Below are 13,829 nucleotides of genomic sequence, written 5' to 3' on the forward strand. Positions count from 1 at the left end.
GTAATGTTTTTTATAAAAAATGATCTTAAAATGGGTAGCCTATTGCTAAGTTAAATACTATTTGATTAAAGCTTGGTTTTTTTATAACCCATTGTACACCATCATCAGGCTCATAAGGTAGTCTTAGAGGAATAGCAAAGTCAAATCTCATGACGAAGAACTGTAAATCTATTCTTACCCCAACACCAGCTCCTAATGCTAACTCATTGACAACATTATCAAACTTAAATTCACCGCCAGGTCTATCTGGGTCTTCATTTGCTAACCACACGTTACCGTAATCAACAAAAGCAGCTAATTTTAAATATTGATGAAGATCATATCGGTATTCAAAACTACCCTCTATTTTAATATCGCCTGCTTGTTGTCCAAATGTTTGAGTAGTATTTTCATCTGTTCCATTCGAATTCTGTAATTTTTCAGGATTAAAAGATCCAGGACCTAATGTTCTTGATCTAAATGCACGAATACTGTTTGGACCACCTACAAAATATTGTTGAATAAATGGTAAAGCTGATGAGTTACCCCAAGGCTTACTGTAACCGACAACGAACCTTGTTGCCATTTCTCCTTTTTTTGAAGTTTTGAAATAAAAACGGAAGTCATTTGTTAGCCTTACATATTGAGAATAAGGGTTACCAAAGATTTCATATTGCCCCGTTTCTGGATTTTTTGGAACTCCTAACCCATTCATAATTGCATACCAAATGTTACCAGAAATTGCAATATCACCTTTATAATAGAAACTTGTATTCTTTACTTTCTTATTCCAGTTTGGTGCATATTCAAAAGAATATTGAGACCCAAGAATAAACTGATTTCTAAATGCTTCTGTAAGTGAAGGTATATCTTGAGAAATATTTGTTGTATCGCTTGTTGCTTGAAAACTTATGACAACAGGATCAAGTGTATGTTTTATTGCTTCATTCGTTCTCCAATCAAAACCATAAGAGGTAGTAAGGTAATTAAGACTGTAAGATGGGAAGAAATGATACTTTTTAAAACCAATGCCAAAATTTGTATAAGGAATATAAAAATCACCACCAGGCCTCACATTAAAGGGAGCTACAACTCTAGGTATTGATAATTTAGCATCAACACCATACCAGAAGATTAAATCTACACCATTTGTTTTACCACCAAATTGTTTTTGAATACCTGTGTAAACTGTAAACGATAATTTTTCTGCACCTCCAAATGTATTCCTATTTTTCCATGTAACGTCTAATTCAGGACCAGTGTACCCAGTTGACCATGTTGATACCGCAAGTTCAGTAGAAAGAGAATGGAGCGTCACTTGAGACATCTTAGCGTTTACATTCATCGTTCCATAATCTGGATCTTCAGAAGGTTTTGGTGTGAAATCCATATCGACGTATTTAAAAACACCTAAACCAGAAAACTGTCTCAATGTAGCTTGATGTTTATGACGACTATAAATATCACCTTGTCTGAACTGAAGAGTTGTCTCTAAAATAGATGGCTTTAAATTTACAGGATCTCCTTTATAAATAATACCAGAATCAATTTGAACAGTTTTATGATTTCTTTTGGCAACATTTAAGCCATCTAAATCAAAATCTGGCTGTAAAAGAACTGTATCAATAGTATACATTCTTTTTACTTTGTCGGGCATTTCTTTAAAATATGCTTTTACATCTACAGTTCTATTTCCTTTTGCACTATCTAAATCAAACATTAGGTAGTTTGAACTAAAGAAATAAAAGCCACTATCTTTTAAAGAATTATTAATTCTAACACGTTCTTCTCTAAAATCATCAAGCTTATAACGACTACCTTCTACTAATAGACTTTCATTCTCTAAACTTTTTATTTTTTTAGAAAAAACATCATCTTTTGTATATGCCCAGTCTACTGAATTTAGGATATATGGTTGATCATTAATATCAATTTCATATACAACTTTAACAGATTTAGTATTCTTATCTATAATTTCTTTATAATGAACTGTAGAGCCAAAATACCCTTCATTATCTAAAGTGTTATCAATTAAATCTGTTGTTTTTTCTGTAATATACTTGTCATAATAAACTGGTTTACTACCAAAAGTCTTCGCTTTCCACTTCTTAAACCCTTTTGGATGTTTTGCATTTTCACCTTTAAAATGAAACCACGCTCCACTCTTAGAATTAGGTTCGGTAGTAATTACCTCATTAATATCATATTTAAAATCATCTGAAATTTTAATACTATCAGAATGATTAAACTTAATCTCGGCTCCTGTATAAAAACGTCTATCTTCTTCTAGGTACTTAGTTATACTACACCCAAACAAAGAGACGCTAAGAATTAGTAAAAGACTTAATGATTTATTCTTCATGATGTACTAAAAGGCTTGTCGATTGTTTGTGATTAGCTGGTAAAATCAAAGGTGAAATAATCACATTACTTTGATCTTTTTTGGGATCTTCTTCAGTTTCTAAAGGCACTTCAGAAGGTGTTTCTGATTCCGTTTGTAAAGAGTCTGGTAGTACCGTTTTAACAGTATCCTGATCAGCTTCATTGTCTTCTGCTGGAGCCATCATACCACCCCCACCTTGAGTTGTTGAGTCTCCGCTTGCTTGCATCATTCCACCACCTGTATTAGAACGCTTAATCATTCCCATTCTCTTACGGATATCTTTTTTCTTATCTAGGTTTCGAATAAATAGTTCTTTCCCTTGATTATAGTCTTTGGTAAACATTAATGAAACACCCGTTTTAAACACATCTGGTGTGAAATATTGAGCATCAATTTGTCTGAAAAGTCTATTTTTTAAAGTTCCATCAGCCATTAAGCTGTACTCTAAAAGAAAGTCTGTATTAAAAGTATTATTACTATTATTATTAACAGCTTGGTTACCACTTACAGCAACTTTACCACCCACAGATACACTTAATCTATCATTAAATAGTGTTTTCTTAACTGTAACACCTAAATCTGTTCTGTTAGATGTTCCAGATTCTTGCTGTTGTGAATAAGAGTCTAAATCAAAATCTACATCAACAAAACCATTAGTTAAATTGTCTGTTACATTATTTAATTGTTGACTAATAATGGAACTTACAGAACCAGTAACCATATCAGAGGTACTAGCTCCTTCACCTCCAGAATCATTTAAAAATGTACCTAAAACTAATAGAGAAAATACCTGTTTGTTTAGTTGAGACTCATCTTGATTTAGATATTCTACAGATGATTCTATCTTATCACCACCTTGGCTGCCTTCTGGGTATTCTAACTTAAAAGATAAATCAGGGTTAATAACATCTCCGCGCATGTTCATATAAACTCTAAACTTACGTTTTGATTTATATTTATTTGCTTCAGATTGATTTATTTGATTAACAACAAGTGGATAAGGTGATGTCATCGCCTCATATATGGCCGTCATGTTTGCTTGAGGATTATATGGATCTCCAGTCCATAAGACAGAACTACCTTTCTGTAACAATAACTTTTTATTCATTAATTGATAAAAAGTCATTGAGTAATCACCTTTAGTAATTTGATATTGACCAGACATTACAAGGTCTCCGCCTGCATCCATTCTTAAATTTAATGTTCCACCCCCTACAAGAGTTAGTGCATCTCCAGCTCTTGGGTCAATTACCACCTTAAATTTAGATTTATCATCAATGTTAATTGTAGCCTTTATTTCGTAGTTATCTGCTTTACTCTTAACTACTAAAGTATCTTCTTTATTTACAAAATTAATAATGTCATCACCTGTATCAATTTCACCTAAACCACCATCCATATAAACATAAGTAAGGTCTGTACCTCTACTTATGCGTGTAGTAGAATTAATAATTAAATGATCAAAAGGGCCAGTTATTTTAGTTAAGTTACCTACTATCAATTTACCAAAGTATTCAGGATTATCTTTCTGAGTAGAGTTAATTAACGTGATATCATCAGCAGAGAATTTCATATTGAAATCCATTTCTTCGTAGTCTTTTGTGAAGATATCTCCACCAAGTGCTGCCAAACGATTTTCTGAATCTTTAAATCCTACTTGATTAAAATGTATTCCTTTATCATCAAAAACAATATTACCATCCGTACCTGTGAAGTAGACATTCAAAATATCAATGTTTAATGATGGAGATAGTAAATCTACTTTTCCTTCAACCATCATTGGGTCGTTTCCAAGTCCCTTAAAAATAATGTTTCCGTTTAAACCACCACTGAAGTTTGAAGCATATCCTTTAGCAAAATATTCGAAAGGTTTAATCAATAAACTATCAATATCTATAGTCATTTCTAATGGTGATAGTGTATCAGCAATATTATATTCACTTTGAACATTTATATTACCAATCACTCCATTTATAGAAGTCTGATTTTCATAAATATCAATATTATCTGTATTACGAGCATTACTCTTTATATCTGCTATGATACTATTAAATACACCAAATTGTGCTATATCTATTGTTCCGTCTAAAACGCCTCCTTTATAGATGTTTCCTATCTTGATATCAGCATTTACTAACCCGTTTATGAGTGATGTATCAGTATCTATATTATAAGTAGTTGAGTCTAAAGAATAATCATGGATAGTAAAAGAGTAAACAGTATCCTTTTCATCAAACTGAGTTGAGTTTAAAGCAAAACTTTGATCATCTTTAGATAACTGTACTTTATTTACATAAGGTAATCCACCATAAGAAAGAATATAATTTTCTTTATCTACCTTCCAGTCGTTTGTATTGATTCTAATTCTATCATCAAAAACATATTTATATGTAGTGGAATCAAGTGTTAAATTTCCTCCAATGTAAAGCCATTCATCTAGTTTATCTTCTGATTTACCATCAATTTGCACACGTAAATTATTATGTTCTGCATTACCACTTAGAGACCAATTATGGATGGCATAATCTTCATAACCAATCATTTCTAATAATCCTAACCCAAAGTTGTAAGTAAGCACAGAGCCATTGGCATCTATTTTAGCATATAAAGAATCAATATTGATATCAGAATATGTTAGTCTTGGAATGTCTAAATCAAAATCTAATTTATTAGAAGCAGCATCAAAATTAAGAGTACATTGTTTAAATTCTAGAGTATCTAAACCTTCAATATTTCCCTTGGTAAGTAATTCACCATCTTCAATGTTAATTTCAGCTGTAATCACTCCATTAGATGGAGGTAGACTACCAATCATTTCTCTAGATGATAAATACTGAGAAAAATAACGTTCTAATACAACAGGTAAACTATCTAAAGAAATGTCGGAATATATATTAGCATTGATTGATTCTAATTCAACCTTTCCGAGTATATGCGTACTATCAATTTCTATATGAGTTTTTAAAAATGGTATTTCTTGTTCTTCTAACCCTTGTTGTATTTTTATTTCACTTAAATCAAGAGTTGAATTTAGATTAGAAATATCAAACCCTATTGTATTAGAATTTACTTTCATACCAAAACTTACAGAATCGTCCATAAAGTTTAGAGCTCTTAAATCTACATTTTCAATATCTCCTTCTATTGATGCTGTAGGGAGTTTATCATTAAGGTTTACACTTCCTTTTAAGTCAATTGCTAATTCTTTTTGATGTGTATTTGCTTCCCAAACAATAGCTTTTCTATCAATGTCTAAAGCTACATCTAACCCACCATAATCGTAATTGTTGTATTCCGCTTTTTTTAATTGAAATTCAATTTTTGATAGTAATAAAGAATCAATATTAAAGCCTTTGCCATTTGCAGTAAGATGTGTACTTACTTTTCCAATTGTTGAATCTCTTAATATTTGACCAACATTAAGGTTATAAGTATTTGTTTCAAAACTATATTCGTCTTCATTTTTTAACTGCAATCTAAAATTAAAGGCACCTGTCTGTAATAGACTAATATTTGATTTTGCTTTTAAATTTTTAAGATCACCTGCTAAATCAAAATCTCCTAAAATATGAGGTGGAATTGAGAATGATTCTTTAAGTGAATCATCTAAAAATAAGCTAGTTAAAGTATTTGTGTAAAAGTTTAATGAATCTACTGCTACTTGGTATTTTAAAGAATCTTCTGAAAGAACATTATTTAATTGAACATTGAAATCAGTATTTAAGCCTAAACTACTTCTTATTTTACCATTAGAAATAGACATGTCTGAGGTTGTTCCTTCTATTTTCATAGTACCATCTATATTATGAGTTATAAATGGGCTTATAGAACTATCATTTTTTAATGACGGATCAAAAATTAAAGCATCGTTAAAACTTATATGTGATTTTAATAAGTGATTTCTAAAATAAAGTTTATCAAGATGATCTCCAATTGTATATAAATTGGGGTATTTTAAATAAAGATCATTATATACAAAACTGTTATTTACTTCTACTAGTAAATCTTTTATATGTAATTCTTGAGGCTTAATACTTATATCTGTCGAAAAATTGGTAAGTGACAGCCCATTTCTTTCAAATGCTTTTAAGGAAGGCACTTCAGCTTTAATTTCATCATCAGATACGCTTAATTTATTTACCTCTAAAGCTATTTTATTAAAGTAGATATGATTAGGATCTAAACCTTCCATTGTAGGTTTGTAAAGGTTATCATCATAAACTAATTTTAAATTATTTATGGAGGATTTATTCACATCTACTTTCCAACCAATATCTAATGATTTTAAGTAAACTAATTGAGAAGAACTAGTTTGAGGTTCTACTTGAACATTTGACGTATCACTCTTGGTTGAGTAACTAATTAAAGTATTGTCTAAAAAGAGGTTCCCTATCTTTATATCTTGATTTAAAAGATCAAAAGAATGGTTATTTAAAGAGAATTGTTGAACTTTTATTGTTGCTTTGTCTTGAGTAGTATTATCGGTATAGTTTACAATGAAATTGTTAATGTTAGCCGTTAATAATGATAATAAAAAACTTGTTGCTTCGTCAGTATTAGTACTATCCTCTTCGTTAACAACAATTGCATTATCAAATTGTAAATGATCTATTTGAGTGCCATTGAGATCAATAGAGTTTATCTTATAGGTAGAGGTATTAATATCAATTAAAGGTATCTCTGTTATCAGAGAGTTTACTTTCACATCAGTTTTAATGTTCATTACACTATCTAAGTAATGAAATCTGAGATCAGTTAATTGAATATTGTTAATTATTATTGGAGGAATTGTAGAACTCGTTGTATCCTCCTCTATATTTGTACTCGAAGAATCTGATGCAAACGCATTGATAAGATAATTAAAATTAAAATCACCTGCTCTATTAACCTCTATAGAAGTATGTAAAGACTGAAGTCCAATTTCATTAATAACTATTCTTTCTAAAGAAATAGTTTCAAGATCAACATCTACTTCTAGCTTAGAAAGATGTACAAAATTATTTCCGTTTGGCTCTTGTAAGTCTACATTCTCTAATACTAAAGTTTTTGGAAAATCAAGTGCTATGTAACCTACTTTAATTTCACTTTTTGTGAGTTCAGAAACATACGATGTGATTTTATTTACAGCAATATTTTGCACATATGGAACTCTTAATATTCCATAAATAGTACTTAATAGAATTATGAATAATAAGAGTATTGCAAAAAATATTCGTTTGAAAGTTCCTTTCATTATCGAATAGAAAAGTTTTTACTTGTTAAGTTAGATAGAATAAATATCCTTTAAAGGTAAAAACAAATCCTGATTGATTTTAAGAATTTCTTAAATATAAATGTTAATCGATTAGCTTTTTAACCATAACTTATACTTCTTCTCAATAATAGCTTTCATTACATCATAATTCTTCCAAGAATCTTCTACTTGAAAAATAGATTCTAAATTTTTGCCTAAACTATTTTTATAATCATGAACATACTCTCCACTTGAGTAATAATTTCTTACAAAATCTTGGATTTCAGTATTAAAAAAGTCAATCTCAACCACTCCATCTAAAGTTTCTGCAAGAATTATCGAATTGATGTCTCTATTCTTAAAACGTATGAATAGACTGAAAAAGTCATCATTAAATTCTTCATCTAAGAAATCATTTTCTACTGCCCATCCTATAAAAATGCCAATATGTAGATATGCTTGATCAAGTGGTTGATCATCCGGGAAGTTTACGCCAAAGTAATCTTTCGCGTTATCAATAATTTTGCTGTTATGGTCTTTTACTTTATACATAATTGATAGTTTAAAACGATAAAAAAGAGGAAATTAAGCTGGTAAAGAATATATAGTCATACAAATATTTTTCTCTAAGATGCAAACAAGTTTTTAAAATCACTAAATTAGTACTATTATTCTGATGTGCTAATTTATTGTTAGTCATATTTTTTTAAACTATCTGAACTATTATGCTTAAAAGCTTAAAGTTATCTATACTTCTTTTTTTTACATTTGTCTCTTTTTTTTCAATATCTAATGAGTTAAAAGCACAAACAGCAACGTTAAGAGGTGTTGTAATGGATTCTTTAGGAAATCCAATTAAATCAGCACTCGTGCAAGAAGGAAGCACAAATAGCAATTTTTATTTAACGAACGATAAAGGGGCATATATTCTTACTATTCCTTCAGATAGTACAGTTACCATCTTTTTTAACCATCCGTCGTTTTCGCCTAGAGCTTTTCAAGTCGCTCTTTATAAAGATGAAATCAAAACTTTAGATACAAAGTTATTCAAACAGATTTACCAACTATCTGAAGTTAAAATTATTGATTCTAGAGAGGTTGAAACAAGAGATGAAGCGGGTACTATTTATGTTAAAGGAGAAGATTTAAGAGAAATTCCTGTTGGTTATGGTGAATTTACTCAGCAACTTGTAGCTAGTGGTGCTTTAGGTATTGCCTCAAATAATGAGTTGTCATCAGATTATAGTGTTCGTGGTGGTAGCTTTGATGAAAATTTAGTTTATGTAAATAACATAGAAATTTATCGACCTTTTATTGCTAGAGCTGGTCAGCAGGAAGGTTTAAGTTTTGTGAACACTAACATGGTTCAAGAAATTGAGTTTTCTTCTGGTGGTTGGCAATCAAAATATGGTGATAAACTATCATCATCATTAAATATTCAATACAAAAAACCTCTAAATTTTGGAGGTACATTAGAAGCTTCATTACTAGGTGGTTCTCTTACCCTTGAAGGAGCATCAAAAAATAAAAAACATACCGCAATAGTTGGTGCTCGTTATAAATCAACGGAATACTTATTAAGTACACTTCAAACTCAAGGAGAATATAAACCGAAATTTGGCGATGTACAGTCTTATTTCAGTTTTGATTTATCAGGAAAAGACAAATATGGTAAAACATACCTAGATGCTATTTTATCTTATGGCGTTAATAGATACTCTGTTTTTCCAAGTACTAGAAGCACCAATTTTCAAACCGGAGAAGGTGTGAGTAATTTAACGATAGCTTTTGAAGGAAAAGAGCAGTTAGATTATGACACATTCCAAGGAGGATTAAAATTGATTCATAATTTCAATGACAATTTCTCATCGAACTTAATTACTTCTGCGATGATTACGCAAGAACGAGAACGTTCGAATTTAGAAAGTGGTTATAGAATATGTGATTTAGATGGTACAAACTCAGGTATAAACGGCTGTGTTACTGAAAAAGGTTTAGGGGGAGAATATTTATACTCTAGAAATACACTTAAAGGAAAGGTTTTTATTGTAGAAAACAGAAATGAATTAATACATAATGATCTTTTCAAAACAGAGTTTGGTGTTCAGGTAAAGTTTGAAGATATAAATGATAACCTTAACGAATATTCATTTTTAGATTCTGCTGATTATATTATCAGTGTAGAAGATCAAATCAAAACAACAAATTCGTTACAGTCTCAAAGGTATTCTGCATATGCTCAAACAACATATAGATCATTAAATGATAAGCATGCAATTACTCTTGGAGTAAGAGGAACTTTTTGGAGTATAAATCAAGAATTGAATATTAGTCCTAGAGTTCAATATTCTTTTAATCCTGAATGGGAAAAAGATTTTGTGTTCACGTTTGCCTCAGGTGTTTACTATCAACCTCCTTTTTATAGAGAAATGCGTAGACCGGATGGAACGGTAAACATGGACCTAAAGGCACAAGGCTCACTCCATTTTATGGGCGGGTTCGATTATAACTTTAAACAATGGGGACGTCCATTTAAGTTGATTTCTGAAGTTTATTACAAACAACTTTGGAACGTTGTACCTTATGATGTTGATAATATCAGAATTAGGTACTCAGGAGAAAACGAAGGCGTTGCTTACGCTGCAGGTATAGATACAAGGTTAAGTGGTGAATTCATCCCAGGAACTCAATCTTGGGTTTCTCTAAGTGTAATGAGTACTAAAGAAAAAATTGACGGTGATCCTAGAGGATATATTAGACGTCCGACAGATCAGAGAGTAACTTTCGCTATGTTCTTTCAAGATCATTTGCCAAATAATCCAAGTATGAGAATGAACCTTAGGTTTATGTATGGTTCTGGATTGCCGTTTGGCCCTCCTGATAACCCAGAATTAAGAAATTCTTTTAGTGGCGGTAATGATTATATGAGATTAGATGTAGGATTATTAAAAATAATAGCATTAAATAAGCATAGTGAAAACCCAAATGAAGAATTTATGAAGAATTTATCAATCGGGTTAGAAATTTTAAATGTTCTCGGAAATAATAATGTAATATCGCATACATGGGTCTCTACATATGACGGAACTCAATATGCTGTTCCAAATACTTTATCTCAGAGGTTTTTCAATGTGAAAATGATTTTGCACCTCTAGACTTTTTGTTATCTTTATATATATAATAATTAACTACCGTAGATCTTATGCAGGAGAGTGATTTATCGCGACCAACAGTAGGTCGTTTTTGTAGAACGGAGATCGCCTTTTTAGGAACAACTTCAGGGAAGATAAAAGAGTTGTCTTTTATGCTTTCAGAAATATTATCTCAAAAGTGGAATATTGGCTATATTGATTGTGACCACCAGAATTCAGAACTTGAAAAAGAATTAGGTGCTGACTCTAGAAGTGCATTAAATCATAAAGCAAGAATTGAGTTAATTGATAAAATAACCTTCTCAAGAATTGATTACAGAAAGGCACTTACTGTAACCGATAGGCATGTAGAATTAAACGATATTGATGTAGCATTAATAAATGGAAATCATTTTAAAGCATCAAAACAGATATTAATTATTGATAAAGAAAACTCAACAAAACTTTATCGAAAATTAAATAGGCTAAGTAATCTCTTATGTATTATTTATGCCGAAAACACTTCTAAAGAAGATATACCAGAGATTCTATTAGAAAGGATTCCAAATATTTTACATAAGCCTTCTTTTGAAATTGAGAAAATTCATGGAATTGCTCAATTTTTTGAGAATATCTTATCTGCCAGTGTTCCAAAAATAAATGGTTTACTTTTGGCTGGTGGGAAAAGTAAAAGAATGGGTGGTAAAGATAAAGCTAAGATCAATTACCACGGTAAAGAGCAGCGTTTTCACATGAAGGAATTGATGATGAAATACACAAATGCTACTTTTATGTCTTGTAGACCTCAACAGTTAGAAGATTTTTCAGACCAAATGAATCTCCTACCCGATACATTCTTAGGGTTAGGACCATTTGGTGCTTTATTAACTGCATTTAGACATAATCCAAATGCAGCATGGATGACAGTAGCCGTTGATTTACCATTCGTAGATGACAATACAATTCTACACTTAATTCAGCAACGTGATCCATCTAAGATCGCCACTTTATATAAAGCCAAAAATACAGGTTCACCCCAACCTCTTTTAGGTATTTGGGAACCTAGAGCATATTTAAAATTATTACAAGCATTAGCTTTTGGTAAAAATTCTCTAAGAGAAGTTCTTGAAGATGTAAATATTAAACTAATTGAACCCCTCTCTGAGCATACTTTAAGCGAAGTTGATACTATGGATGAGCTAGATATTGCAATAAAACAACTAAGTCAGCAAAATTCGATTTAGATTTTAATGTAATATGTTTAGCTTTGTGATGAAAAATTAATTGAAGCAGTCTTGAACAAAGTAAGATTAGAAATATTAGGGCTTTCCGCAAGCCATACTTCCCATGGTTCATTTGCCTTGGTTTTAGGAGAAAAGCACGGGAATAGAAGATTACCCATTATTATTGGTATGTTTGAAGCACAAGCTATTGCTTTAGAAATTGAGAAGATTTCTTCAAACCGACCTATGACTCACGATTTATTCAAAAGTTTTGCATTAAAATTAGGTGCATCAATTAATCACATTCAAATTTCTAATTTGAAAGAGGGTGTGTTTTTTGCTGACATCCATATTATAACTGCAGAAGGTGAAGAAATAGTGTTAGACTCTAGACCTTCTGATGCTGTTGCTATTGGTATTCGTTTTAATGCTCCTATCTATGTTTTCGAAAACATCATGGAAGAAGCAGGAATTCAAGTTGAAGAACTTGAACAAGATGAAATGGATCATATAGATGATGAATTAGAGGAAGAAGATGATGATGAATTAGAAATTGAAGATTTCGAAGGCATTGAAGACGAAGAAGAAGAGGAAGTTGCAGAAACAACACCTGTAGGAAGTGATTCTGATTCTATTGCTTCTTTAACTGTTGAGCAATTAAATTCTTTATTAAAGAAAGCTATTGATAATGAAGATTATATGAAAGCAGCCGAAATTAGAGATGAAATTTCTAAAAGAGGTTAATTCATAATTACATATAAAAAAAAGCAGAAAATAATTTAACTATTTTCTGCTTTTTTTATTTCTTGATTTTGAAGAACATCATCATCTGGTCCATCTCCTAGGTCCTCTTCTGAAAACTCTTTAGGTGATGGCAAATCTTTTAATGATGAAATACCAAAATATTCTAAAAACTTATCAGTTGTTCCATAAAGCATAGGTCTTCCAATTGCATCAGACTTCCCTTTCATTTTAACTAATTCCCGTTGTAGAAGCTTTTTCATAGCGTAATCACTACCTACCCCTCTTATTTTTTCAATTTCTCCTTTAGTAATTGGTTGCCTGTAAGCAATAATAGAAAGTGTCTCTAAGGCTGATTTTGATAACCTTCTTTTAGAACGGTTTTTCAACATTAAATTTACTACTTCTCTATATTTCTTTTTCGTTAAAAAATTATATCCTTCACCATTTTTTACTAATTCAAAAGAATGACTTTTTGAATTGTATTTTTTAGTTAAATAAACAAGGCTTTCTTCAATTTGCGTCTTGTCAATTTGAACTTCTTCATCTAACTCATTTATAGTAGCTTCTATTTCATCAATTGATATAGGTTCAACAGCAACAAAAATCATTGCTTCTATTTGTCTTTGTAAATCTTCCATTAAAAAAGAAGACACTTAACTTTTATGTTAAGTGTCAGAGTTAAATTCTTTCTATAAAATTAGTTTCTCTTCAATTTTGCTTCAATTGAATGTTGCGTATGAGGCACTGCCATTAGCCTTTCTTTTGAGATTAGGTTACCAGTATCAATACAAACACCATAAGTTCCTGTCTTAATTCTAACAAGCGCTTTCTCAAGTTGCATTTTATATTTCATTGATCGAGCAGCTAATTGATTAAGTTGCTCCTTTTCAAATGCATCTGCTCCATCTTCTAAAGTTTTACCTCCAGAATGATTAGAATCGTGACCACTTGTATCTTTTTTGATCGAGTGTTTTAGGTGTTCTAATTCGTTAATAGTTTTTTCTAGTTTTTCATTTAAAAGCGTTTCAAATTCTTTTAAATCTTCAGCAGAATATCGTATTTTTTCAACAGCCATATTAGTATCGGATAAGTTTATTGATTATATGTAAATTTAACAATTATGATATAGAAAAAAT

General features: G+C 30.8%; 8 protein-coding genes. 3 read left to right on the forward strand and 5 right to left on the reverse strand.

Annotated elements, in window-relative coordinates:
• Positions 1–25: 25 nt before the first annotated feature.
• The 3 genes from tamL to KM029_RS03170 all read right to left on the reverse strand — a co-directional run bounded on the left by tamL (position 26) and on the right by KM029_RS03170 (position 8,147).
• Entirely contained in the window at positions 26–2,341 is a 2,316-nt protein-coding gene (gene tamL, locus KM029_RS03160) for a translocation and assembly module lipoprotein TamL (RefSeq protein WP_144075333.1), read from the reverse strand.
• Entirely contained in the window at positions 2,331–7,595 is a 5,265-nt protein-coding gene (locus tag KM029_RS03165; protein ID WP_144075334.1) for a translocation/assembly module TamB domain-containing protein, read from the reverse strand. Before KM029_RS03165 ends, tamL begins: the two co-directional genes overlap by 11 nt.
• 111 nt (positions 7,596–7,706) lie before the next feature.
• Positions 7,707–8,147: a DUF7832 domain-containing protein gene (locus tag KM029_RS03170; RefSeq protein WP_144075335.1), complete on the reverse strand. Its 441-nt coding sequence runs from the start codon at positions 8,145–8,147 to the stop codon at positions 7,707–7,709.
• 173 nt (positions 8,148–8,320) lie between these two features.
• Between KM029_RS03170 and KM029_RS03175 the strand changes: the two genes are divergently transcribed.
• The 3 genes from KM029_RS03175 to KM029_RS03185 are packed head-to-tail and all read left to right on the forward strand — an operon-like array spanning position 8,321 to position 12,693.
• The gene (locus tag KM029_RS03175; protein ID WP_144075336.1) at positions 8,321–10,750 is read left to right on the forward strand and encodes a TonB-dependent receptor; all 2,430 of its coding nucleotides are present in this window, start codon (positions 8,321–8,323) and stop codon (positions 10,748–10,750) included.
• Between the two features lie 47 nt (positions 10,751–10,797).
• Positions 10,798–11,970 carry an NTP transferase domain-containing protein gene (locus KM029_RS03180; protein WP_144075337.1) on the forward strand — a complete coding sequence of 391 codons (1,173 nt, stop codon included), beginning with the start codon at positions 10,798–10,800 and terminating at the stop codon, positions 11,968–11,970.
• A gap of 51 nt (positions 11,971–12,021) precedes the next feature.
• Positions 12,022–12,693: a bifunctional nuclease family protein gene (locus KM029_RS03185; RefSeq protein WP_144075338.1), complete on the forward strand. Its 672-nt coding sequence runs from the start codon at positions 12,022–12,024 to the stop codon at positions 12,691–12,693.
• 35 nt (positions 12,694–12,728) lie between these two features.
• Here the strand turns inward: KM029_RS03185 and scpB are convergent, their stop codons facing one another.
• Positions 12,729–13,346 carry an SMC-Scp complex subunit ScpB gene (scpB, locus tag KM029_RS03190; RefSeq protein WP_240050327.1) on the reverse strand — a complete coding sequence of 206 codons (618 nt, stop codon included), beginning with the start codon at positions 13,344–13,346 and terminating at the stop codon, positions 12,729–12,731.
• A 44-nt stretch (positions 13,347–13,390) separates the two neighbouring features.
• Positions 13,391–13,768, reverse strand: a complete 378-nt coding sequence (locus KM029_RS03195; RefSeq protein WP_144075339.1) for a TraR/DksA family transcriptional regulator — start codon at positions 13,766–13,768, stop codon at positions 13,391–13,393.
• Positions 13,769–13,829 lie beyond the last annotated feature (61 nt).

Source organism: Flammeovirga kamogawensis (assembly GCF_018736065.1).
Classification (GTDB): domain Bacteria; phylum Bacteroidota; class Bacteroidia; order Cytophagales; family Flammeovirgaceae; genus Flammeovirga; species Flammeovirga kamogawensis.

What these genes read in the sequence shown, in the direction of transcription:
- tamL (WP_144075333.1), bottom strand. Translation starts at nt 2,341, where the DNA reads ATGAAGAATAAATCATTAAGTCTTTTACTAATTCTTAGCGTCTCTTTG.
- KM029_RS03165 (WP_144075334.1), bottom strand. Translation starts at nt 7,595, where the DNA reads ATGAAAGGAACTTTCAAACGAATATTTTTTGCAATACTCTTATTATTC.
- KM029_RS03170 (WP_144075335.1), bottom strand. Translation starts at nt 8,147, where the DNA reads ATGTATAAAGTAAAAGACCATAACAGCAAAATTATTGATAACGCGAAA.
- KM029_RS03175 (WP_144075336.1), top strand. Translation starts at nt 8,321, where the DNA reads ATGCTTAAAAGCTTAAAGTTATCTATACTTCTTTTTTTTACATTTGTC.
- KM029_RS03180 (WP_144075337.1), top strand. Translation starts at nt 10,798, where the DNA reads ATGCAGGAGAGTGATTTATCGCGACCAACAGTAGGTCGTTTTTGTAGA.
- KM029_RS03195 (WP_144075339.1), bottom strand. Translation starts at nt 13,768, where the DNA reads ATGGCTGTTGAAAAAATACGATATTCTGCTGAAGATTTAAAAGAATTT.